Origin of the sequence: Streptomyces sp. NBC_01261 (assembly GCF_036226385.1) — a bacterium.
Taxonomy (GTDB): domain Bacteria; phylum Actinomycetota; class Actinomycetes; order Streptomycetales; family Streptomycetaceae; genus Streptomyces.
Map to the genome: position 1 here is coordinate 4,013,961 of NZ_CP108463.1, position 22,153 is coordinate 4,036,113.

18 protein-coding genes are annotated in these 22,153 nt (G+C 71.2%); 10 read left to right on the forward strand and 8 right to left on the reverse strand.

Going from position 1 to position 22,153, the window contains the following annotated elements; genetic code table 11:
• Nucleotides 1-76: 76 nt before the first annotated feature.
• From OG226_RS17195 to OG226_RS17205, 3 genes are all read right to left on the reverse strand, one after another.
• The gene (locus OG226_RS17195) at nucleotides 77-1,315 is read right to left on the reverse strand and encodes an MFS transporter (RefSeq protein WP_329349378.1); all 1,239 of its coding nucleotides are present in this window, start codon (nucleotides 1,313-1,315) and stop codon (nucleotides 77-79) included.
• Nucleotides 1,316-1,594: 279 nt separating this feature from the next.
• Nucleotides 1,595-2,551 (reverse strand): methylmalonyl Co-A mutase-associated GTPase MeaB, encoded by a 957-nt coding sequence (meaB, locus tag OG226_RS17200; protein WP_328686339.1) that lies wholly within the window; start codon nucleotides 2,549-2,551, stop codon nucleotides 1,595-1,597.
• 43 nt (nucleotides 2,552-2,594) lie between these two features.
• Nucleotides 2,595-3,797, reverse strand: a complete 1,203-nt coding sequence (locus OG226_RS17205) for an acetyl-CoA C-acetyltransferase (RefSeq protein WP_328678992.1) — start codon at nucleotides 3,795-3,797, stop codon at nucleotides 2,595-2,597.
• Between the two features lie 149 nt (nucleotides 3,798-3,946).
• Here OG226_RS17205 and mce point away from each other — a divergent pair, with 149 nt between their 5' ends.
• The 3 genes from mce (at nucleotide 3,947) to OG226_RS17220 (ending at nucleotide 9,574) form a co-directional block, all read left to right on the forward strand.
• On the forward strand, nucleotides 3,947-4,387 hold the full coding sequence (gene mce, locus OG226_RS17210) for a methylmalonyl-CoA epimerase (RefSeq protein ID WP_328678993.1): 441 nt from the start codon (nucleotides 3,947-3,949) through the stop codon (nucleotides 4,385-4,387).
• A gap of 209 nt (nucleotides 4,388-4,596) precedes the next feature.
• Nucleotides 4,597-8,445 carry a polarized growth protein Scy gene (gene scy, locus OG226_RS17215; protein WP_329349379.1) on the forward strand — a complete coding sequence of 1,283 codons (3,849 nt, stop codon included), beginning with the start codon at nucleotides 4,597-4,599 and terminating at the stop codon, nucleotides 8,443-8,445.
• A 193-nt stretch (nucleotides 8,446-8,638) separates the two neighbouring features.
• Complete coding sequence (locus OG226_RS17220; RefSeq protein ID WP_033285426.1) at nucleotides 8,639-9,574, forward strand: cellulose-binding protein; 936 nt, start codon at nucleotides 8,639-8,641, stop codon at nucleotides 9,572-9,574.
• Between the two features lie 87 nt (nucleotides 9,575-9,661).
• On the opposite strand, the gene OG226_RS17225 is transcribed toward OG226_RS17220, so the two are convergent.
• The gene (locus OG226_RS17225) at nucleotides 9,662-10,228 is read right to left on the reverse strand and encodes a TetR/AcrR family transcriptional regulator (protein ID WP_328678995.1); all 567 of its coding nucleotides are present in this window, start codon (nucleotides 10,226-10,228) and stop codon (nucleotides 9,662-9,664) included.
• A 125-nt stretch (nucleotides 10,229-10,353) separates the two neighbouring features.
• Here OG226_RS17225 and OG226_RS17230 point away from each other — a divergent pair, with 125 nt between their 5' ends.
• From OG226_RS17230 to OG226_RS17250, 5 genes are all read left to right on the forward strand, one after another.
• Nucleotides 10,354-11,718: an MDR family MFS transporter gene (locus tag OG226_RS17230; RefSeq protein ID WP_328678996.1), complete on the forward strand. Its 1,365-nt coding sequence runs from the start codon at nucleotides 10,354-10,356 to the stop codon at nucleotides 11,716-11,718.
• Between the two features lie 9 nt (nucleotides 11,719-11,727).
• A complete protein-coding gene (locus tag OG226_RS17235) occupies nucleotides 11,728-12,699 on the forward strand; it encodes an ABC transporter ATP-binding protein (RefSeq protein ID WP_329349380.1) in 972 nt (323 codons plus the stop codon).
• Between the two features lies 1 nt (nucleotide 12,700).
• Nucleotides 12,701-13,471, forward strand: a complete 771-nt coding sequence (locus tag OG226_RS17240; protein ID WP_318018857.1) for an ABC transporter permease — start codon at nucleotides 12,701-12,703, stop codon at nucleotides 13,469-13,471.
• 126 nt (nucleotides 13,472-13,597) lie between these two features.
• A complete protein-coding gene (locus OG226_RS17245) occupies nucleotides 13,598-15,007 on the forward strand; it encodes an ABC transporter ATP-binding protein (protein ID WP_329349381.1) in 1,410 nt (469 codons plus the stop codon).
• Nucleotides 15,004-15,876 (forward strand): ABC transporter permease, encoded by an 873-nt coding sequence (locus OG226_RS17250; protein WP_328678999.1) that lies wholly within the window; start codon nucleotides 15,004-15,006, stop codon nucleotides 15,874-15,876. Before OG226_RS17245 ends, OG226_RS17250 begins: the two co-directional genes overlap by 4 nt.
• 12 nt (nucleotides 15,877-15,888) lie before the next feature.
• On the opposite strand, the gene OG226_RS17255 is transcribed toward OG226_RS17250, so the two are convergent.
• Entirely contained in the window at nucleotides 15,889-16,221 is a 333-nt protein-coding gene (locus tag OG226_RS17255) for an ATP/GTP-binding protein (protein WP_328679000.1), read from the reverse strand.
• A 221-nt stretch (nucleotides 16,222-16,442) separates the two neighbouring features.
• Here OG226_RS17255 and OG226_RS17260 point away from each other — a divergent pair, with 221 nt between their 5' ends.
• Nucleotides 16,443-17,471 carry an LLM class flavin-dependent oxidoreductase gene (locus OG226_RS17260; protein ID WP_329349382.1) on the forward strand — a complete coding sequence of 343 codons (1,029 nt, stop codon included), beginning with the start codon at nucleotides 16,443-16,445 and terminating at the stop codon, nucleotides 17,469-17,471.
• Nucleotides 17,472-17,563: 92 nt separating this feature from the next.
• Here the strand turns inward: OG226_RS17260 and OG226_RS17265 are convergent, their stop codons facing one another.
• Nucleotides 17,564-17,956 carry an SCO5389 family protein gene (locus tag OG226_RS17265; protein WP_328679003.1) on the reverse strand — a complete coding sequence of 131 codons (393 nt, stop codon included), beginning with the start codon at nucleotides 17,954-17,956 and terminating at the stop codon, nucleotides 17,564-17,566.
• A 253-nt stretch (nucleotides 17,957-18,209) separates the two neighbouring features.
• Here OG226_RS17265 and nucS point away from each other — a divergent pair, with 253 nt between their 5' ends.
• The gene (gene nucS / locus OG226_RS17270; protein ID WP_327401271.1) at nucleotides 18,210-18,890 is read left to right on the forward strand and encodes an endonuclease NucS; all 681 of its coding nucleotides are present in this window, start codon (nucleotides 18,210-18,212) and stop codon (nucleotides 18,888-18,890) included.
• A 98-nt stretch (nucleotides 18,891-18,988) separates the two neighbouring features.
• Here nucS and OG226_RS17275 read toward each other — a convergent pair whose 3' ends face one another.
• Nucleotides 18,989-21,517 (reverse strand): ATP-binding protein, encoded by a 2,529-nt coding sequence (locus OG226_RS17275; protein WP_328679006.1) that lies wholly within the window; start codon nucleotides 21,515-21,517, stop codon nucleotides 18,989-18,991.
• A gap of 275 nt (nucleotides 21,518-21,792) precedes the next feature.
• Entirely contained in the window at nucleotides 21,793-22,116 is a 324-nt protein-coding gene (locus tag OG226_RS17280) for an STAS domain-containing protein (protein WP_328679008.1), read from the reverse strand.
• Nucleotides 22,117-22,153: the final 37 nt, after the last annotated feature.

Here is a 22,153-nt window from a genome sequence, read left to right on the forward strand (position 1 = left end):
GCGCCGGATGGGCTGGGCGGTGTCGGCGCCGATGAGCCCCGGCCCACGGCAACTCCCTCAGGGGCGCGAGGCTGTATCAGTGTGCGGCTCCGCCGCGTGGGCGCGACCGGTCACGACGAGCCGGCAGCCAGGACACAACCCCCGCACCCCCCGCCACCACCCCGGCGATCACGAAACAAACCCCCAACGGCACCCGCCCCACCAGCAGCCCCGTCGCCATCGACCCACCCGAACTCCCCGCGTTCACCGCCATGTTGACCCACGACCCCGCCTGAGTCCGCGCCTCCGGCAGAGCGACCTCATCGGCAAGCAGGTACGCGGTCGTCAACGCCGGCGCCACGAAGAACCCCGCACACCCCACCGCCACGGTGAGTGACCACACCCCCGAGGCGAACCCGGCCGCGGCCAACGCCACGCCAAGCCCCAACGCGGCCCAGGACAACCGAACCCGCGCGGCCGTACGCCAGTTGACCGCCCCGTTCAGCAACCCGCCCACCGCGCTGCCCGCCGACACCGCAGCCAGCACCCAGGGCACGACGTCGTCGCCGTACCCCCGCTGCTCCACGAACGCCATCACCAACAGGTAGACCGCACTCAACGCGAGCCCCATCCCCCCGGCCACGACGACCGGACCGAGCAGCCCACGCACCCGGGCCGGCCTCAATCCCCGCCCGGCGCCCGCGGATACGCGTACTCCGGACAGCGCGGGTGACAGGACGAAGGCCGTCGTCCCGGTCACGATGAGGGCCGCACTGAGCAGGACCCCGGCAGCCGGTGGAGCGATGGTGAGCAGCGCGCCGACCGCCAACGGGCCGATGACGTACAGGAGTTCCTCGGCGACGCCGTCGAGGCTGTACGCGCGCTGCAACAGCCCACGGTCACCGACGAGTTCGGCCCACACGGAGCGCATGGTGGGTCCCAGTGGAGGCGCGCACATGCCCGTCAGCGCGGCCACGATGCCGAGCACCACCTCCGGTGTCCCGGGGCTCCAGGTCACCGCCGCGAGGACGCACAGGAGACCGCTGTAGAGCATCGCCATGGGGAGGAGGGCGCGGCGCGGGCCGTGGCGGTCCACGAGTACGGCGCGCAGAGGTAGCAGGAGGACGGTCGCCGTGCCGAAGACGGCCATGATCGTGCCGGCGGCGGCGTAGGAGCCGGTGGCACGGACGACCGCGAGAAGGACCGCCGGGGAGACGATGCCGTACGAAAGACGGCCCACGAGCGCGGCGGCGAACGTGCGGCGGGCGTACGGGACTTGGAGCACGGCGGCATACGAAGGGCACGCCGAAGTCGGCGTGGAAGAAGACGCGGACATGCGAGATGTTCCTCAACTGGAGGCAGGAGAACGGGACGCCTGTGCGCCGCGCGACGGCGATCCGACTGGTGTCTGCCGTGCGCGGGCCGGGCGGGCCCTATGCCATGAGGAGGAACATGTGGGGCAACTTAACAGCGGGGGGCCGGGGTTGAACAGGGCTTTTCCGACCCGGCACCGTCAACACCGGCGTCGGCCGTCGCCCTCGGGGGCGCGACCGACCCGCACTCGCCGTGCAAGGACACCCGGCAGACGAGAAGGCGCCCGGCACCCGCACCCACGTCACCCCCGCGTAAGCCCCGCCACCAACTCGTCCGCCGCCCGGTACGGATCCAGTTCCCCCGCCACGATCCGTTCCGCGAGCGCGCTGAGGCGGCGGTCTCCGTGGAGGTCCTCGATGCGTTCGCGCAGGGCCGTGACGGCGATGGCCTCCACCTCGCGGGCGGCTCGGGCGCGGCGGCGCTCCGCGAGGACTCCGCGCTCCTCCATCCACGCCCGGTGCTTCTCCAGCGCCTCCACGACCTCGTCGATGCCCTCGGCGCGGGAGGCGACCGTCTTGACGATCGGGGGGCGCCAGTCTCCGGGGCCGCGGGACTCGCCGAGGCCGAGCATGTGGTTCAGCTCGCGGGCGGTCGCGTCGGCACCGTCGCGGTCGGCCTTGTTGACGACGTAGACGTCGCCGATCTCCAGGATTCCGGCCTTCGCCGCCTGGATGCCGTCGCCCATGCCGGGGGCCAGGAGCACGACAGAAGTGTCCGCCTGGGAGGCGATCTCGACCTCCGACTGGCCCACCCCGACCGTCTCGACCAGGATCACGTCGCAGCCCGCCGCGTCGAGGACGCGGATCGCCTGCGGGGCGGACCAGGCGAGGCCGCCGAGATGGCCGCGGGTGGCCATCGAGCGGATGTAGACGCCGGGGTCGGAGGAGTGGTCCGACATGCGGACGCGGTCACCGAGCAGGGCGCCGCCGGAGAACGGCGAGGACGGGTCGACGGCCAGGACGCCGACCCGCCTGCCCTGCTTGCGGTACGCCGTGACCAGCGCGGACGTGGACGTGGACTTGCCCACGCCCGGCGATCCGGTGAGGCCGACGACGTACGCTCCGCCGGTCAGCGGTGCGAGGGTCGCCATGACCTCCCTGAGCTGCGGGGACGCCCCCTCCACGAGGGAGATCAGCCGGGCCACGGCCCGCGGCCGGCCTTCCCTGGCCTGGGCCACCAGCGAGGCGACGTCCTGCATCACGGCTCCGATCCCTTGCGGATGTGCGAGAAGGTACTGCTGCTCAGGCCTTGGGTACCCGCACGATCAGCGCGTCACCCTGACCGCCGCCGCCGCACAGTGCCGCCGCGCCGACCCCGCCGCCGCGCCGCTTGAGCTCCAGGGCGAGGTGCAGGACCAGGCGGGCGCCCGACATGCCGATGGGGTGGCCCAGGGCGATGGCGCCGCCGTTGACGTTCACCTTTTCCGTGGACACCCCGAGGTCCTTCATTGACTGCACCGCTACGGCGGCGAAGGCCTCGTTGATCTCGATCAGGTCGAGGCTCTCGACCTCCAGGCCCTCCTTCTTCAGGGCGTGCAGGATCGCGTTCGAGGGCTGCGACTGGAGGGAGTTGTCGGGTCCCGCCACATTTCCGTGGGCGCCGATCTCGGCGATCCACTCCAGGCCCAGCTCCTGCGCCTTGGTCTTGCTCATCACGACCACGGCGGCGGCGCCGTCCGAGATCTGCGAGGAGGTGCCGGCGGTGATCGTGCCGTCCTTGGTGAACGCGGGGCGGAGCTTGCCGAGCGACTCGACCGTGGTCTCGGCGCGGATGCCCTCGTCCTTGCTGAAGACGACGGGCTCGCCCTTGCGCTGCGGGATCTCGACGGGGGTGATCTCGGCCTCGAAGACGCCGTTCCGCTGGGCGGCCGCGGCCCGCTGGTGGGACAGGGCGGCGATCTCGTCCTGCTCGGGGCGGGCGATGCCCAGGCGCGTGTTGTGCTTCTCCGTGGACTCGCCCATCGCGATGTTCTCGAAGGCGTCGGTGAGGCCGTCGTGGGCCATCGCGTCGAGCATCTCGATCGCGCCGTACTTGTAGCCCTCACGGGACTTGGGGAGCAGGTGGGGGGCGTTGGTCATGGACTCCTGGCCGCCCGCGACGACGATCTCGAACTCACCTGCACGGATGAGCTGGTCGGCGAGCGCGATGGCGTCGAGGCCCGAGAGGCACACCTTGTTGATGGTGAGCGCGGGGACGCTCATGGGGATGCCCGCCCTGACGGCGGCCTGGCGTGCCGGGATCTGCCCTGCCCCGGCCTGGAGCACCTGGCCCATGATCACGTACTGCACCTGGTCGCCACCGATACCCGCACGGTCGAGGGCGGCCTTGATCGCGAAGCCGCCGAGGTCGGCTCCGGAGAAGGACTTCAGGGAGCCCAGCAGGCGTCCCATGGGCGTCCGGGCGCCCGAGACGATCACCGAGGTCGTGCTGTTCGTTCCAGACATGAGGTGCGATCCCCTTCCAGCGTGTTTCAGCTGAGGAGTGAACGAGGGTTTACTTGAAATGTACTGAGCGGTAGTCCACCCCGTCATCGGGCCGTCGGTGTGATCGCGCGCACGTTGCGTAACCACCGCGTGAGCGCTGCACTACATACATGCTGACGCGAATCGACCACATCGGGATCGCCTGCTTCGACCTCGACACGACCGTCGAGTTCTACCGGGCCACGTACGGCTTCGAGGTGTTCCACTCCGAGGTCAACGAGGAGCAGGGCGTGCGCGAGGCCATGTTGAAGATCAACGACACGGACGACGGCGGCGCCTCCTACCTCCAGCTCCTGGAGCCGACCCGCGAGGACTCCGCCGTAGGAAAGTGGCTGGCCAAGAACGGCGAGGGGGTCCACCACATCGCCTTCGGTACGGCGGACGTCGACACGGACTCCGAGGACATCCGCGGGAAGGGCGTACGCGTTCTGTACGAGGAGCCCCGGCGCGGTTCCATGGGGTCACGGATCACGTTCCTGCACCCGAAGGATTGCCATGGCGTACTGACAGAACTGGTCACTTCGGCGCCTGTTGAGTCACCTGAGCACTGACCCTCGTACATATGGGCCGGTAGGGTTGGGGTCGGTCGTCGCTCGCAACCAGGGCAACGGCATGCCGGGGTCCGGGTTTCGGGGGGCGAGCGTCGGGCAGCAGCCCATGCTCCGTCGTTGATCTGACACCATTCCCCGGGAGCACCGTTCGATGGATGGACGGCGCTCGTTGGAGTAAACCGCGACCAGGGGACGGATGGGACCGCGCAGTGCGGGGCTACGAACGCCAGGAGCGAGAGCCGGCGGCTGACGTCGACCACCTCTCTCGGTTCGAGGCCGAGATGGAGCGGCTGAAGACCGAGCGGGAAAAGGCGATCCAGCATGCCGAGGACCTCGGCTACCAGGTCGAGGTGCTGCGCGCCAAGCTGCACGAGGCGCGCCGCACCCTCATGTCCCGACCGGCTTACGACGGCGGTGACATCGGCTATCAGGCCGAGCAGATGCTTCGTAATGCCCAGGTCCAGGCCGACCAGTTGCGGCAGGACGCCGAGCGGGAGCTGAGCCAGGCCCGCGCGCAGACCCAGCGCATCCTCCAGGAGCACGCCGAGCAGGCCGCGCGCCTCCAGGCGGAGCTGCACCAGGAGGCGGTGACCCGGCGCCAGCAGCTCGACCAGGAGCTGGGAGAGCGCCGGCAGACCGTCGAGTCGCACGTCAACGAGAACGTGGCGTGGGCCGAGCAGCTCCGCGCCCGCTCGGAGTCGCAGGCCCGCCGTCTCGTGGACGAGTCGCGCGCCGAGGCCGAGCAGGCGCTGGCCGCCGCCCGCGCCGAGGCCGAGCGCGTCGCCACCGAGGCCCGGCAGCGGCTGGAGATGGACGCCGAGGCGGCCCGTGCGGAGGCCGAGCAGTTGCTGCGCCGCGCCCGCACGGACGCCGAGCGGCTGCTGAACGCGGCGTCCTCGCAGGCCCAGGAGGCCACCGACCACGCCGAGCAGCTGCGCAGTTCCACGGTCAACGAGTCGGATTCCGCCCGCCGTCAGGCCACCGAGCTGAGCCGGGCCGCCGAGACCCGCATGGCCGAGGCCGAAACCTCACTGCGTGAGGCGCGCCTGGAGGCGGAGAAGGTCCTCTCCGAGGCCAAGGAGTCCGCCGCCAAGGCGCTCTCCAGCGCCGAGTCGGCCAACGAGCAGCGCACCCGGACGGCGAAGGAGCAGGTCGCCCGGCTGGTGACGGAGGCCACCAAGGAGGCCGAGTCCACCAAGTCGGACGCCGAGCAGGTCGTCGCCGAGGCCCAGGCCAAGGCCGACAAGATCGTCGCCGAGGCCGAGGAGAACGCGCGCAGCCTCACCGCCGAGGAGACCGCCTCCCAGCTCGCGAAGGCCGCCCGTACCGCCGAGGACGTCCTCGACAAGGCGTCCGAGGACGCCAAGAACACCACCAAGGCCGCCACCGAGGAGGCCGAGCGGATCCGCTCCGAGGCGGAGGCCGAGGCCGACCGGCTGCGTGCCCAGGCGCACGACATCGCCGAGGGGCTCAAGGGCGCGGCGAAGGACGACACCAAGGAGTACCGGGCCAAGACGGTCGAGCTGCAGGAGGAGGCGCGCCGGCTGCGCGGCGAGGCCGAGCAGCTGCGGGCCGACGCGGTCGGCGAGGGCGAGCGCATCCGCGCCGAGGCCCGCCGCGAGGCCGTCCAGCAGATCGAGGAAGCGGCCAGGACCGCCGAGGAACTGCTGTCCAAGGCCCGCGCGGACGCCGACGAGCTGCGCCAGACCGCCACCACGGACAGCGAGAAGGTCCGCACCGAGGCCATCGAGCGCGCCACCACCCTGCGCCGGCAGGCCGAGGAGACCCTCGACCGCACCCGCAAGGAGGCCGAGCGGCACCGCGCGGAGGTCATCGAGCAGTCCGAGGGCATCAAGGCGGACGCCGAACAGGCCGCACGCGACCTGCGCGACGAGACCGAGCGGGCCATAGAGGCGCGCCGCGAGGAGGCCGCCGAGGGCCTGACGCGGCTGCACACGGAGACCGAGGAGCGGCTCGCCGCTGCCGAGCAGGCGCTCACCGACGCCCGCGAGGAGGCCGAGCGGATCCGCCGCGAGGCCGCCGAGGAGACCGAGCGGCTGCGCGGCGAGGCCGCCGACCGCATCCGCTCCCTCCAGGCGCAGGCCGAGACGGAGGCCGACCGGCTGCGCAACGAGGCCGCGGGCGACGCGTCCGCGTCCCGCGCCGAGGGCGAGGCCATCGCCGTACGCCTGCGGTCCGAGGCGGCGGCCGAGGCCGAGCGGCTCAAGACCGAGGCGCAGGACACCGCCGACCGCGTCCGCGCGGAGGCCCAGGCCGCCGCCGAGCGGCTGGCCACGGAGGCGTCCGAGACGCTGGCCGCCGCCCAGGAGGAGGCCGTACGGCGTCGTCGTGAGGCCGAGGAGCTGCTCGGGTCGGCCCGTGAGGAGGCCGGGCAGGAGCGCGAGCGGGCCCGCGAGCAGAGCGAGGAGCTGCTGGCCTCGGCGCGCAACCGCGTCGAGGAGGCACAGTCCGAGGCCGTACGACTGGTCGAGGAGGCCGACCGGCGCGCCAACGAGATGGTGTCGGGCGCCGAGCAGCACGCCCAGCAGGTACGGGAGTCCGTAGCCGGGCTGCACGAGCAGGCACAGGAGGAGATCGCCGGGATCAGGTCGGCCGCCGAGCACGTGGCGGACCGCACCCGGCGCGAGGCGCAGGAGGAGGCGGACCGGGTCCGCGCCGACGCGTACAGCGAGCGGGAGCGGGCCACCGAGGACGCCAACCGCCTCCGGCGCCGGGCGGCCGAGGAGACGGACGCCGCCAAGGCCCTTGCGGAGCGCACCGTTTCGGACGCCATCGCGGAGTCCGAGCGGCTGCGGTCGGAGTCGGCCGAGCACGCCCAGCAGGTGCGCACCCAGGCCTCGGACACGATCGCGCAGGCCGACCAGGACGCGGCGCGGGCCCGTGCGGACGCCCGCGAGGACGCCAACCGGATCCGTTCGGACGCGGCGACGCAGTCCGACACCCTCATCACCGAGGTGACGGCGGAGGCGGAGCGGCTCCAGACGGAGACGATCAACGAGGCCGAGCGGGTGCGCTCGGAGGCCGTGGCCAAGGCCCAGAAGCTCGTCTCGGACGCGACCGGGGACGCGGAGCGGCTGCGTGCCGAGGCCGCCGACACCGTGGGTTCCGCGCAGCAGCAGGCCGAGCGGATCCGCAACGAGTCCAACCGTCTCAAGGCGGACGCGGAGGCGGAGGCGGAGCGGGTCACCTCGGCGGCGCGCGAGGAGTCCGAGCGGACGCTGGACGAGGCCCGCAAGGAGGCCAACAAACGGCGCTCCGAGGCGGCCGAGCAGGTCGACACCCTCATCACGGAGACCGCGGCCGAGGCCGACAAACTCCTCAACGAGGCCCAGCAGCAGGCGCAGAAGACGACGGCGGACGCCGAGGCGCAGGCCGACTCGATGGTCGGCGCGGCCCGCAACGAGGCCGACCGGCTGGTGTCCGAGGGCACGGTCGAGGGCAACTCCCGGGTGGAGCGGGCCCGTACGGACGCGGACGAGCTGTTGGTCGGCGCCCGCCGGGACGCCACCGCCATAAGGGAGCGGTCCGAGGAGCTGCGCGACCGCATCACGACCGAGATCGAGAACCTGCACGAGCGGGCCCGCCGTGAGTCCGCCGAGACGATGAAGTCGGCCGGCGACCGCTGCGACGCGCTGATCAAGGCGGCCGAGGAGCAGCTCGGCAAGGCCCAGATGAAGGCCAAGGAACTGGTCTCGGAGGCCAACTCCGAGGCGGGCAAGGTCCGTATCGCCGCCGTGAAGAAGGCCGAGGGTCTCCTCAAGGAGGCCGAGCAGAAGAAGTCCACGCTCATCCGCGAGGCCGAGGAGCTGAAGGCGGAGGCGATCCGCGAGGCCCGGCGCACGGTCGAGGAGGGCAAGCGCGATCTGGAGGTGCTCGTCCGCCGCCGCGAGGACATCAACGCCGAAATCTCCCGTGTCCAGGACGTCCTGGAAGCGTTGGAGTCTTTCGAGGCCCCGACAGCGGCCAAGGACGGCGGGGTCAAGGCGGGAGCCACGGCGGGCGCAACTCGTTCGGGTGGCAAGTCCGTTGAAGGCTAGGGAAAGCTGGGAACCTCCTGTGAGGTTCGGGCGTTCTGGGGCCTTTGACCCGGTCCTTGGCAAGCGGTCCGACGGTTAGCCACTCAAAAGAGGTGTCATTCTCCAGATCAAACACGTATCCGCTCGATGACACACCGCTTCGGCCCCTAGGATTCCACCTATCACCTCACCGGTCTCATTCGACAGGAACCCCATGAGCGACACTTCCCCCTACGGCTTCGAGCTTGTGCGGCGTGGGTACGACCGCGCTCAGGTGGACGAACGCATCTCGAAGCTCGTCTCCGACCGTGACAGCGCTCTGGCCCGTATCACTGCTCTTGAAAAGCGCATCGAGGAGCTCCACCTCGAAACGCAGAACGCCGCGGCCCAGGTAAGCGACGCCGAGCCGTCGTACGCCGGTCTCGGCGCGCGGGTCGAGAAGATCCTCCGCCTCGCCGAGGAAGAGGCCAAGGACCTGCGTGAGGAGGCACGGCGCGCGGCCGAGCAGCACCGCGAACTCGCGGAGTCCGCTGCCCAGCAGGTCCGCAACGACGCAGAATCGTTCGCTGCGGAGCGCAAGTCCAAGGCCGAGGACGAGGGCGTCCGGATCGTCGAGAAGGCCAAGAGCGACTCCGCCCAGCTGCGGGGCGAGGCCCAGAAGGACGCGCAGCAGAAGCGCGAGGAGGCCGACGCCCTCTTCGAGGAGACCCGCGCCAAGGCCGCGCAGGCCGCCGCCGACTTCGAGACGAACCTCGCCAAGCGGCGCGAGCAGTCCGAGCGCGACCTGGCGTCGCGTCAGCAGAAGGCCGAGAAGCGCCTCGCGGAGATCGAGCACCGCGCGGAGCAGCTCCGGCTTGAGGCCGAGAAGCTGCGTACGGACGCGGAGCGTCGCGCCCGTCAGACGGTGGAGACGGCTCAGCGCCAGGCCGAGGACATCGTGGCCGACGCGAACGCCAAGGCCGACCGCATCCGTTCGGAATCCGAGCGCGAGCTGGCCGCCCTGACGAACCGTCGCGACAGCATCAACGCCCAGCTGACGAACGTGCGCGAGATGCTCGCCACGCTCACCGGTGCCGCGGTGGCCGCCGCGAGCTCGCCGGTCGAGGACGAGCCGATCTCTCGTGGAGTTCCGGCTCAGCAGTCCCGGTAGGCAAGCGATTGCCGCACGTATGTGAACGCCGGCTGAGGCCCGCATTCCCTTCGGGGGTGCGGGCCTCAGCCGTGTCGCGGCGGTGTCTCAGCCGTGTCCGGCCAGCAGCGGCAGGTACACGTCGTCGACGATCCCGACGAGGACGGCGTCGGCGACCGGGTCCCGGGAGAGGAACATCTCGTACCGCAGCAGCTCCGCGGGGACGGTGACGGCCCGCCGGGGAAGGTCGGCGGTGGGGATCTCGCCCCGCTTCACGGCCCGCTGAAGCAGCGTCAGCAGGATGTCGTGCATGATCCCGAAGACCTTCGGGTCCAGGTCGGTCGCCTCCCCGAGCAGGCCCCGGATGACGTCGGACCCCAGTTCCCGCTGCCGCTCGACCATCAGCCGCAGCAGGGTCAGCACGTCCTCGCGCAGCTCCCCGGTGTCGGGCACCTGGTCGACGATGAAGCCGGTGCGGTGCGGCAGGGCGGCCTTGACGAGCTCGGCGCGGTTGGCCCAGCGCCGGTAGAGGACCTGCTTGCCGGTCCTGGCCCGGGCCGCGACGCCCTCCATGGTGAGCCTGGCGTAGCCGACAGCGGCCAGCTCCTCCCAGACGGCGTCCAGGATGTCGGCCTCCAGCGCGGCCCCGCGCCGCCGCGTCTGCTCTGCGGCCATCACCGGCACCCCCGACTCCCACTAGGAGACCTTGCGTCTCTTATAGGGTCCAGTCTAACGTGACTCTTTAGAGACGCACCGTCTCTAAAGACGTCTCCAGGGGCGTCTCCAAAGGGGGTCCCGCCATGCCCGACACCACCGTCCGCCCCGCCGAACACCTCGACCCGGCCATCCGCAGACTGGCCGGCATCCTCGTCCTCGGCGCACTCGCCCCGCTCCTCGACAGCACGATCGTCTCCATCGCCCTGCACACCCTGGGCCACGACCTGGGCGCCTCCACGACGAGCCTGCAATGGGTCAGCACCGCGTATCTCCTGGCCCTCGCGACGGTCGTCCCGGTCTCCGGCTGGGCCGTCGAACGCTTCGACTCCCGGAGCGTCTGGCTCGGCGCCCTGACACTCTTCCTCGCCGGCTCGCTCCTCTGCGGCCTCGCCTGGAACATCGGCTCGCTGATCGCCTTCCGGGTCGTCCAGGGCATCGGCGGCGGACTGCTGCTGCCCGTCCTGCAAACCCTGGTCATGCGAGCCGCCGGCGGCCGCAGCCTCGGCCGCCTGATGGCGGTGATCACCCTGCCCGCCATGGTCGTACCGATCCTCGGCCCGGTCGTCGGCGGCCTGATCGTCGGCCACCTCAGCTGGCGCTGGATCTTCTACGTCAACCTGCCCGTCTGCCTGCTGGCCCTCGCCCTGGCCTGGCGCGGCGTCCCGAAGGACACCCCGCGCCCCGGCCACCGCCTGGACCTGACCGGCCTCCTGCTCCTCTCCCCCGGCCTCGCCGCCCTGGTCTACGGCCTGTCCGAGACCGGCGTGGCCCGCGCGACGGCGATCCCGGTGGGCGCCGTACTCATCGCCCTGTTCACCCGCCACGCACTGCGCGCCCGCGAACCCCTCGTCGATCTACGACTGTTCCAGGACCGCGCGTTCACCGTCTCCTCGATCCTGATGTTCCTGAACGGGCTCGCCCTGTTCGGCGGGATGTTCCTGCTCCCCCTCTACTACCAACAGGCGCGCGGCGAGGGCGTGATCGCGGCCGGGCTGCTGCTGGCGCCGCAGGGACTCGGCAGTCTGCTGGCCCGGGTCACCGGCCCGCTGACCGACCGGCTCGGGCCGCGCCCGGTCACCGTGGCGGGGATGCTGCTGTGCGCGCTGGGCACCCTCCCCTTCCTTCTCCCGCACCCCGGTGGAGCGCTGCTCCTCGGCGCGCTGGTCGTGCGCGGGCTCGGGGTGAGCGCGGCCAACATGGCGGTCATGGTGGGCGCGTACCAAGGTCTCGACCGGGCCCGCATCCCGCACGCCAGCACCACCGTCCGGATCGTGCAGCAGCTCGGCGGGTCCGTCGGCACGGCCGTACTGGCGACGGTCCTCGCGCACGGGCACGGCGGCTCCGCCTTCCCGCACGCGTTCGCCTGGGCGACGGCGTTCACCGTTGTTGCCTGCCTCGTCGGACTCTGTTTGCCCGTTCGGGTGGCATCCGCCGAACGCCCGTCTTAGCGTGGCCGCATGATCGAGCTTGAGGGGCTGACCAAGCGGTACGGCGAGAAGGTGGCGGTCGACAACCTCACCTTCGCCGTCAGACCCGGCATCGTCACGGGCTTCCTCGGCCCGAACGGCGCCGGCAAGTCGACGACGATGCGCATGATGCTCGGTCTCGACCGGCCGACCGCCGGTGACGTACGCATCGACGGCCAGCACTACGACCAGCTCAAGGACCCGCTGACGTACATCGGCGCCCTCCTCGACGCCAAGGCCATGCACGGTGGCCGCAGCGCCTTCAACCACCTGCTCTGTCTCGCGCAGAGCAACGGCATCTCGAAGGCCCGCGTCCACGAGGTGCTGGACACCGTCGGGCTCACGGCCGTGGCCAAGAAGAAGGCCAAGGGGTTCTCGCTCGGCATGGGACAGCGGCTCGGCATCGCGGGCGCGCTGCTCGGCGATCCGGAGATCCTGATGTTCGACGAGCCGGTCAACGGCCTCGACCCCGAGGGCATCCACTGGATCCGCAACCTGATGAAGTCCCTTGCCGCACAGGGCCGTACGGTCTTCGTCTCCTCGCACCTGATGAGCGAGATGGCGCTGACGGCCGATCACCTCGTCGTCATCGGCCAGGGCCGGCTCCTCGCCGACACCTCCATGGCCGACTTCATCCAGCAGAACTCGCGGTCCTACGTCCGGATCCGCACCCCGCAGCGCGAGCGGCTGATGGATGTCCTGCACCAGGCCGGCATCACCGTGGTCGAATCCGGCAGCGGGGTCCTCGAAGTCGACGGGGGCAGCTCCGAGCAGATCGGTGAGCTGGCCGCGTCGCACCAGCTCGTGCTGCACGAGCTGAGCCCCCAACAGGCCTCCCTGGAGGAGGCGTTCATGCAGTTGACCGCGGAGTCGGTGGAGTACCACGCGCATTCCGACGCACCACCACCCCCTGTGGCACCTGCTCAGCAGCAGGGCTGGGGCGACGGCTGGAAGAAGGACTGACATGGCGGCGACCCAGGTCATCCGCTCGGAGTGGACCAAGATCCGTTCCGTCGCGTCGACGGTGTGGACGCTCTCGCTGGCCGTGGTGGTGACGATCGGGCTCGGCATGCTGATCTCGGCGCTGTCGAAGAGCCAGTTCGACGACATGAGCGCCAAGGACAAGCTGTCCTTCGACCCGACGTTCATCAGCTTCGCCGGGATGAGTCTCGGTCAGCTCGCGATGATCGTGTTCGGGGTGCTGGTCGTGTCGAACGAGTACAGCACCGGCATGATCCGCACCTCGCTCGCGGCCGTCCCGCAGCGCGGCACCTTCCTGTTCAGCAAGATCGCGGTGGCCGCCGGGCTGTGTCTCGTGGTCGGCCTGGTGACGAGCTTCCTCACGTTCTTCCTCGGGCAGGCGATGCTCGGCTCCCACCGGGCGGAGATCGGCGACCCGGGCGTGCTGCGCGCGGTGATCGGCGGCGGGCTCTACATGACCCTGATCGCGCTGTTCTCCATGGGCGTGGCCTCAATGCTGCGCTCGCCGATGCTGTCGCTGGGCATCCTGATGCCGTTCTTCTTCCTGATCTCCAACATCCTCGGCAACGTCTCCGCGACGAAGAAGATCGGCCAGTACCTGCCCGACCAGGCCGGCAGCAAGATCATGCAGGTGGTCACCCCGGTCGACGACTCGGCGCCGTACGGCCCCTGGGGCGGGTTCGGGATCATGGCCCTGTGGGTGCTCGCCTCGCTCGTGGGCGCGTACGTCCTGCTGAAGCGGCGGGACGCCTAGCTTCGGGCCTCGGCTTCGGGCGTTGCTTTACTTTCTCTTGGGCGGAACCGTCAGCGCCCCGATATCCTCCTAACCCTTACGGGGGCGTGTGCCCTGCTGTCCTGATCCTTTCGATGGGTGCGGAGCATGATCGAGGCTGTCGGCCTGACCAAGCGCTACGGCGACAAGACCGCCGTGTACAACCTTTCCTTCCAGGTGCGGCCCGGTGCCGTCACCGGCTTCCTCGGGCCCAACGGCTCGGGCAAGTCGACGACGATGCGCATGATCCTCGGCCTGGACAACCCCACGTCAGGACAGGTGACGATCGGCGGCTTCCCCTACCGCAAGCTGCCGAACGCCCCCAGACAGGTCGGTGCCCTGCTCGACGCCAAGGCCGTGCACGGCGGCCGCAGCGCCCGCAGCCACCTGCTGAGCCTGGCCCAGCTCTCGGGCATCCCGGCCCGGCGCGTGGACGAGGTGCTCGGGGTCGTGGGCCTCCAGGACGTGGCGAGAAAGCGCTCCAAGGGCTTCTCCCTCGGCATGGGCCAGCGGCTCGGCATCGCCGCCGCGCTCCTCGGCGACCCCCAGGTGCTGCTCTTCGACGAACCGGTCAACGGCCTCGACCCCGAGGGCATCCTCTGGGTGCGGAACCTGATGAAGGCGCTCGCGGCGGAGGGCCGTACGGTCTTCGTCTCCTCGCACCTGATGAGCGAGATGGCGCTGACGGCGGACCAGCTCATCGTGATCGGGCGCGGCCAGCTCCTGTCGGACATGAGCGTGCGGGACTTCATCTCGGCGAACTCGGCCGACTTCGCGCGCGTGCGCACCCCCGACACCGAGCCCCAGCTGCGCGAGAAGCTGACCTCCGCGCTGACCGAGGCGGGCGGCCACGTGCTGCCCGAGCAGGACGGCGGGCTGCGCGTCACGGGCCTGCCGCTGCCGCGCATCAGCGACATCGCGCACGACACGGACGTACGGCTGTGGGAGCTGTCCCCGCACCAGGCCTCGCTGGAGGAGGCGTACATGCGGATGACGCAGGGGGCGGTCGACTACCGCTCGACGATCGACCAGAAGGCCGGTCTGATGCAGCAGTTGCCGCCGGGCGCGCAGCCGCCCATGCCGGTACCGGGCCAGGGCCAGCCGGGCTGGTACGCGCCGCCGTCACCGCAGCAGGGCGGGCAGCCGTTCGCGATGGGACAACCGCCGGCGAATCCTTACGGCGCCCCGAATCCGTACGGCGCCCCTGCGGCGCCCGTGACGGCCGCACCGGGCCCGTACGGGCCTCCGCCGCCCGTGACCCCGCAGACGGCGGCACAGCCGCCCCAGGGACCGGCACAGGGTCCGTCGCAGGCGCAGGGCGCACCGCAGGCCCCGGCTCAGGGTGCCCCGGCGGTTCAGGCCCCGGTGGCCGCTCCGGCTCCGGTGGCCGCTCCGGCTCCGGTGGCCGCTCCGGCTCCGGTGGCGGACGCGGTCCCGGCCGCGCCCGCCACCGCGCCTGCTCCCGCGCAGCCCGCCTCTCCCGCCGCCGACCTGACCAAGCCCGAGGACGCCCGATGAGTACGCCCCAGCCCCCGATGCCGCAGGCAGCCGCGCCCAACTGGCAGGCGGCGCCCGGTCCTTCGTACGGCGGGTACACCTCGCCGATCCCGGTGGTGCGCACGCATCTCGGGCACGCGCTCGCCTCCGAGTGGACGAAGATCAAGTCGGTGCGCTCGACGATCTGGACGCTCGGCGTGTTCGTGGTCCTCGTCGTCGGCATCGGCCTGCTCGCCGCCGTCGTCGTCAGCAACTCCTCCTCGGAGCTGAACGACGAGAACCCGCTGTCCTACGGCTTCTTCGGGCTGCTGCTCGGCTGCATGTGCATCATCACGCTCGGCGTGCTGACCACGGCCTCGGAGTACGGCACGGGCATGATCCGCACCACGATGACCGCGTGCCCCAGCCGCGGCCGGGTCCTCGCGGCGAAGTCGATCGTGTTCTTCGGGGTTGCCTTCGTGGTCACGCTGGTGACCTCGGGGTTCATCGCCTTCGTGGACGCCACGCTGCTGGAGAACAACGGCGCGAGGGACCCGTCCGCCGGCGAGTGGCTCAAGGGGACGGTCGGCGTCTCGCTCTACATCGCGCTGCTGGGGCTGCTCTCGCTGATCGTCGGCTCGATCATCCGGCACTCGGCGGGCGCGATCACCGTCATGATCGGCGCGGTGCTCGCCCCGCTGGTCGTCGCGCTGTTCATGTTCTCGCAGTCGCTGGAGGACGTGCGCCAGGCGCTGTTCGAGTACTCGATCCCGAACCAGCTCAGCGTCTTCTACTCCAACTCCCTGACGGAGAGCGGCCCTTCGGGCTGGGACCCGCTGTGGATCATCGTGGGCGTGACGGCCGTGGCGTTCGCGGGCGCGGTCGCGCTGCTGGAGCAGCGGGACGTGTAGGCCGTAGGGCTCTCAGAACCTCGGCGCGTTCCTGGACCGCTGCACCCGTGTGGTGCGGCGGTCCTTCGCGTTCCAGCAGGCCTTGTGCCAGTGGCGGCGGTCGTCGACGCCCGCGTGCTCCGGCCAGGCCACGACGTGCGGGACGCCGGAGGGGATCTGCTGGTCGCAGCCGGGGCAGCGGTACGTCTTGCCCTGCGCGCTCGCCCCGGCGACGTGGCGCACGTTCCACTCCTCGCCCTGCCAGTGCTCCGTGGCCTGCCAGCCGCCGTAGCGGCCCGAACGCTCGTCGTCGGCACTCTGGCCGACGGAACCGGACTCCTTGGGTCGGTTGCGACGCGGGGACACAGAACACCTCACGGGGCTATACAGGAGGCAAGGGCTGTGTCCAGCCTACGTGGCCCGCACAGGGGTACGCGAAGGGCATCAACCCGCACAAGTCCCCCTCGGGACCGCGCATTCTGCAGACAATCCGGAAATCTCTTCGCCAGGCCGTGTCCTCGGCACGTGTCGGACGGTTATGCCCGGTGGGGGAGCTCCGTGTCGGAGCCAAGGAAGCAGGAAAAGCCATGCGCGTCGGAAGTTTTGTGTTGGCGGCCCAGTTCCCGGGGCAGGGCCAGGGGGAGGCCCTGCACCGCGCGGTCCGCTCGGTGGAGGTCGCGGAGGAAGCCGGTCTCGACACGGCCTGGCTGGCCGAGCACCACTTCGTGCCCTACGGCACCTGCCCGTCCGCGATCACCCTGGCCGCGCTGCTGCTGGGCCGCACCCGGCGCATCCGCGTCGGCACCGCGGTCAGCGTGCTGCCCACAGTGCACCCGGTCGCCCTCGGCGAGCAGGCCGCGCTGCTGCACGTGACGAGCGGGGGGCGTTTCTCGCTGGGCGTGGGGCGCGGCGGGCCGTGGGTCGACCTGGAGGTGTTCGGCTCGGGCCTCGCCGCGTACGAACAGGGGTTCCCGGAATCACTCGATCTGCTGATGAGCTGGCTGCGCGAGCCGTCGGTCGCGGGCACCGGGGACCGCTTCGCGTTCCGTGAAGTGCCCGTCGTACCAAGGCCGTCGGAGGCACTGTCGGACGCACCGGGCCCCGAGGTCGTCGTCGCCTGCACCTCCCCCGCGAGCGTGCGGCTGGCGGCCGAGCGGGGCCTGCCCATGCTGCTGGGCATGCACGTCGGGGACGAGGAGAAGGCGGAAATGGTCGCCCTGTGGCGGCAGTCGGCGCGGGCGGCCGGACGGTCGGCGGAGGAGATCCGCGGCGCGGCCCATGTGTCGGCCGGTGTCTGCCAGATCGCGGACAAGCGTGCCGACGCGGTGGAGACCCTGGTGAAGGCGATGCCGGGCTGGCTCAAGCAGGGGCTCGACGCCCATGTGACGGTGGACGACCGCGAGCGCCGGATGCGCGACCCGCTCGCGTACACCGAACTCCTCTGTGGGCTGCACCCGGTGGGCACCCCGCGGCTGTGCGCCGACCGGCTCGCGGCGACCTCGGAGCGGACCGGCATCTCCCGCTTCGCGCTGCTCGTCGAGGGGTCCGGGGACCTCGCGGCGACCGAGGAGAACGTACGGCGGCTCGGAGCCGAGGTGCTCCCTCACCTCGGCTGAGCGAACCGCGCTGGACGATCCGCGGGGAGCTTGCCGCCCCGTACAGAGCACCTCCCGCGTACGGAGCGGCAAGCAGAGCGCCGTCCGCCGCGTCAGCAGTCCCTGAACTCCGGGGACTGGTTCAGCAGCTGACTGCGCACCGAGGTGAAGCGGACCAGCGTCTCGTCGACCGAGCCGTCCAGCGGGAACACCGCCACCCGATGGCAGTTCTGGAAGGCAAGGCGTACACCGAAGTGCCGCTGCAGCGCGCCGCGTATCGCGTCACTCGCGAGCGCACGCAGCAACTGACCGCGTGCCTGCTCGTCCGGCGGCGGCGTCTGGTTGTCGGCGAACGCACCGCCGTCGACCTTCAGCTGAGCCACCAGGGAGCTGATCATCTCCCATGCGTAAGGCAGGGAGGTCCGGACGCAGTCGACGAATTCAGCTTCGTCGACCTCGCCTCGCTCGGCCTTTTCGAGTAGGGCCGGTGAGACGTCGAGCGACATGGGTTCTCCTCTCGCACCCCCAACGCGCGGGGGTTGCCGGACAGGTAAGGGAGTTCGCGATGACGAACACGCTGCGTACATGTCTCGCGACCTCCCGCTTATACGGTAGGCAACGGAGGGTGGCGGCACCAGGAGAATGCGTACATAGGGAACTCTCAATGGGCCCACAATCGGCCAAGAATGAACAACGGGCGTCACGGGTCTTCCAGGGCGAATCGCGTGCACCCACGCCCGTCGAGTAGCGTTGCCGACCATGCGTCTCGTCATTGCCCGGTGTTCCGTGGACTACGCGGGCCGGCTCACCGCCCACCTCCCCTCCGCCCCCCGTCTCATCCTGGTGAAGGCGGACGGCAGCGTCTCGATCCACGCGGACGACCGGGCCTACAAGCCCCTCAACTGGATGTCTCCGCCCTGCACGCTGAAGGAGGGTTCGGGGGACCCTGAAGATCCCGCGGGCGTCTGGACCGTCATCAACAAGGCGGGCGAGAAGCTCATCATCACGATGGAGGAGATCCTCCACGACTCCTCGCACGAACTCGGCGTGGACCCCGGCCTGATCAAGGACGGCGTGGAAGCGCACCTCCAGGAGCTGCTCGCCGACCGCATCGACACCCTCGGCGAGGGCTACACGCTGATCCGCCGCGAGTACATGACGGCCATCGGACCGGTCGACATCCTGTGCCGGGACGCCGAGGGCCAGACCGTCGCGATCGAGATCAAGCGGCGCGGCGAGATCGACGGCGTGGAGCAACTCACGCGCTACCTGGAGCTGTTGAACCGCGATCCCCACCTCGCCCCGGTCCGCGGCATCTTCGCCGCCCAGGAGATCAAGCCCCAGGCCCGCGTCCTCGCCACCGACCGCGGCATCGGCTGCACGGTCCTCGACTACAACGCCCTCCGCGGCATCGAGGACGACAAGCTCCGCCTGTTCTGAGCCTGTTCCGAACAGCCGTCGGCAGACACCGACTCCACCACGACGAAAAGGGCCGGTTCCGATCATCGGAGCCGGCCCTTCTCCTGTCGTACGGAGGGTCAGATGACGGCGCCCGAAGCGGAACCCGAACTCGGGGTGTCCACCGTGCTGCTCCCCGGCGCGACCGAACTGGCCGTCTCGACGGGGGCACTTGAGACCGCGCCGCTCGCCGAGGTGTCGGCGGACGGAGCGGTGGACGTGTCCGTCGGCGAAGGCGAGCCGCTGTCCGTGGGCGGCGGCGAGCTCTGCGACCCCGTCGGGGTCGGAGTCGCCGTCCTGGACGTGGTCGGGCTCGGCGAAGTCGGCCTGCTCGACGTGGACTTGGTCGGCGACGGCGTGTGCGACCCCTTCCCCGTCCCGCTCGGGGTGTCCGAAGGCTGCCCGCTGCTGCCGGGCGGTGTCGGGTCGTCCGACGTGCCGTAAGTCCCGTCCGGCCCCGGGTCGGTGGGCCGGCTGGTGGCCGTGCCGGTGTCGTTCTTGTCGCCGTTCTTCGCCTTGTCGGCGCCGAGGCTGTCGTCGTCGGTGCCCTGGCTGGCCGACGGGTTGACGCCGACCTTGTCGGACGGGTTGTCGGCGTTGTTGTTGGACGTGGCGCCGAGGGTGACGACCGTGCCGAGGACGGCGGCGAGCAGGACGCCCGCGCCGGCCGCGACGAGGTTGCGCCGGGCGTAACCGCGCAGGCCGCCCCTGGCCTTGTTGTGGGGCTTCGGGGGCGAGGGCTGGTGCGCGACGAGGGTGTAGGAGGTGTCGCCGGGCAGCTGGAGCGGCGGGAAGGGCGTCGGTGTGCCGCCGGGCGGCGAGGCCGACTCCTCGTAGCGCGCGTCCGGTACTTCCTCGCCCGCCGTGGAACCCAGGCCGAGCGCGATGCCGGAGCGGTCCGCGACCAGGGCGAGGGCCCGGCGGCCCGCTACGGCGCCGCGCTTGTCGGCGGCCTCGCCGCGCAGGCCGATGGACGACTCCAGTTCGGCACGGGCCCGGTCGAGGTCGCCCTCGCAGAGCGCGAGGACACCCAACTCGTGCTGGAAATAGGCCTGTTCACCCACATCTCCGGCGAGCTGCGCGGCCTCGACGCCGGAGCGCAGCACGCGCTCCCAGTCGCTCCAGTGCAGTCCGGCGGCGAAGGCGGGCGCCGCGGTGCGCGCGAGGTGGACGGTGGTGCTCTCCTCGCCGTCGCCGGGCGGTGTCGTCGCCGGCAGGAGGGCGACGAGCGCGGCGAGCAGGGCGTCCGCCTCGGCGCACACGCGCGCGGGCGTGACCGAGGGGTGCCCGGCCCACCAGGAGTAGTGCAGGGCGGCGATGAGGGCACCGGACGCGACGTCGTCGCCGTATCCGGCGGCCTCCAGCTGGGTCTGGACGCCGGTGGCGAGCCGATAGCGGGAGCCGACCGGGGAGACCAGTCCGCAGGCCGTGAGTTCGCCGAGGGCGGCGTCCGCGTGGGTGTCGCCGACGAGCGCGGGCAGATGCGCCTGGTGCGGCACCTCGCCGCCGAGCGCGACGGCGAAGCGCAGGGTGGCCCGGGCCGAGGTGCTGAGCCGGGAGGCGAGCAGCGGCGCGGGCGCGGCGGCCTCACCGAGGGACGGCAGGGGTACGGCGTCGACCTCGTCGAGCGGCGGGGCGTCGAAGGGCTCGTCGACCGGGGGCGTGTCCTGGAAGACGCCGAACTCCTCGACGGCGCTGGTGCCGACGCGCAGTTGGTCGCGCTGCCGGAGCAGGGCGCCGGCCTGGACGAAGCGCAGGGGCAGGCCCTCGGACTCGAAGTAGAGGTCGCCCGCCCAGTTCGCCTCCTCCTCGGTGAGGACGCGGCCCACGGCACGCTCCAGGACCTCCACGGCGCCGGGCCGGGCCAGGCCGCCGAGGAAGACCTCCTCGATCGCGGAGTCCGCGGACGGTGCCGGGACCTCCGGGGTCGCGGCGATCAGGAACGCGCACTCGGGCGTCGCGTCGAGGAGTTCGTCGAGGGCGGCGGCGCCGAACTCGATGTCGTCCAGGACGACGACCGCGCCGATCTCCCGCGTCAGCGCGAGGAGTTCCTCCCGGCCGGGCCGGTGCAGGGGCGCGTCGTAGACGGCGTAGAAGAGGTCGTGGAGGAGGTCGGTGGCGGTGCGGTGGAAGCCGGTGAGGCGGATCACGCCGTCCGGGGCGAGGTCCAGGCAGTCCTCGGCGACCAGGTCGAGCAGGCTGGTGCGGCCCGAGCCAGAGGGACCGGTGAGGCGTACGGAACGGCCGCGGGCGAGCAGCCGTACGAGACGCTCGCGCTCCTCCTGGCGCTCCAGGAGCGGCAGTTCGGGGCGGTTCAGGCCGGGCGGGACCGGCGGTCTGGCGGCGCGGGCCGCCTCGGTGCGCTCGGCGGCGCCGAACTTCGCGGGCCGGCCGGGCCGTTGACCGGGCGGGCAGACCTCGATCTCGCTGCCGTCGACGGGGTTGACGGTGAGCAGGAGGTCGCCGGTGACCAGTTGCACGGTGCGGGCGAGTGCGGGTGTGTGCTGGCCGAAGTCGGGTGTGAGGGGTTCCCGGAGCGGCCGCTGACGTGACGACGTGTCGTCGCCGTCCTGGCCGTACTCCTCGGGTCCCCGGTCGATCGGGTCCATAGGTCCAAGCCCCCCAAAAGCGTCGTGTGCGGGTCGACAGGACCCAAGGCCCCTCCCGGCCTTGTGCACATCGCGCTGTCGCTTCTGGTCCGGGCCCGCTCGAAGGGTTGTAAGGCAGCGGGCGACCGAACCCTAAACCTTGGCACAGTATCTACGACAGGCCGGGGTACCGCGCCGTCCGAGACATCACAGTCTCGTGAGGATTGTGCGCGGTGCGTGTTTCGCGGGCGCCTGACCGGTGTCTTTCGCGAATGTGACACTTCATGGGGCATGTGTCACATTCGCGGAAGTGACTCCGCCCCGACGCCGTCCTCGATGGCCAGGATGCGGTGCAGCCGGGTGGCCACGAGCAGGCGCTGCATCTGCGGCGGTACGCGGCGCAGCACCAGGCGGCGGCCGCAGCGGCCGGCCCGTCGGTGGGCTCCCATGATGACGCCGAGGCCGGTGGCGTCCCAGGAGTCGAGCTCGGACAGGTCCAGTACCAGATCGCCGACTCCGTCGTCGACGGCCGAGTGCAGGACCGTACGGGCGTCCGCCGCGCTGCGGACGTCGAGGCGGCCCCCGACGACCAGCTCGACGTGGTCGCCCCTGATGTACATATGCGCTCCCCGAGAGTGCGGTGGCGTTCTCCGTGAT

Coding starts and splice junctions, on each gene's coding strand:
- OG226_RS17235 (WP_329349380.1), top strand. CDS start 11,728: ATGATCGAGCTTGAGGGGCTGACCAAGCGGTACGGCGAGAAGGTGGCG.
- meaB (WP_328686339.1), bottom strand. CDS start 2,551: ATGCAGGACGTCGCCTCGCTGGTGGCCCAGGCCAGGGAAGGCCGGCCG.
- OG226_RS17230 (WP_328678996.1), top strand. CDS start 10,354: ATGCCCGACACCACCGTCCGCCCCGCCGAACACCTCGACCCGGCCATC.
- OG226_RS17275 (WP_328679006.1), bottom strand. CDS start 21,517: ATGGACCCGATCGACCGGGGACCCGAGGAGTACGGCCAGGACGGCGAC.
- mce (WP_328678993.1), top strand. CDS start 3,947: ATGCTGACGCGAATCGACCACATCGGGATCGCCTGCTTCGACCTCGAC.
- OG226_RS17250 (WP_328678999.1), top strand. CDS start 15,004: ATGAGTACGCCCCAGCCCCCGATGCCGCAGGCAGCCGCGCCCAACTGG.
- OG226_RS17245 (WP_329349381.1), top strand. CDS start 13,598: ATGATCGAGGCTGTCGGCCTGACCAAGCGCTACGGCGACAAGACCGCC.
- OG226_RS17265 (WP_328679003.1), bottom strand. CDS start 17,956: ATGTCGCTCGACGTCTCACCGGCCCTACTCGAAAAGGCCGAGCGAGGC.
- OG226_RS17225 (WP_328678995.1), bottom strand. CDS start 10,228: ATGGCCGCAGAGCAGACGCGGCGGCGCGGGGCCGCGCTGGAGGCCGAC.
- OG226_RS17240 (WP_318018857.1), top strand. CDS start 12,701: ATGGCGGCGACCCAGGTCATCCGCTCGGAGTGGACCAAGATCCGTTCC.
- OG226_RS17280 (WP_328679008.1), bottom strand. CDS start 22,116: ATGTACATCAGGGGCGACCACGTCGAGCTGGTCGTCGGGGGCCGCCTC.
- OG226_RS17205 (WP_328678992.1), bottom strand. CDS start 3,797: ATGTCTGGAACGAACAGCACGACCTCGGTGATCGTCTCGGGCGCCCGG.
- OG226_RS17195 (WP_329349378.1), bottom strand. CDS start 1,315: ATGTCCGCGTCTTCTTCCACGCCGACTTCGGCGTGCCCTTCGTATGCC.
- nucS (WP_327401271.1), top strand. CDS start 18,210: ATGCGTCTCGTCATTGCCCGGTGTTCCGTGGACTACGCGGGCCGGCTC.
- OG226_RS17260 (WP_329349382.1), top strand. CDS start 16,443: ATGCGCGTCGGAAGTTTTGTGTTGGCGGCCCAGTTCCCGGGGCAGGGC.
- OG226_RS17220 (WP_033285426.1), top strand. CDS start 8,639: ATGAGCGACACTTCCCCCTACGGCTTCGAGCTTGTGCGGCGTGGGTAC.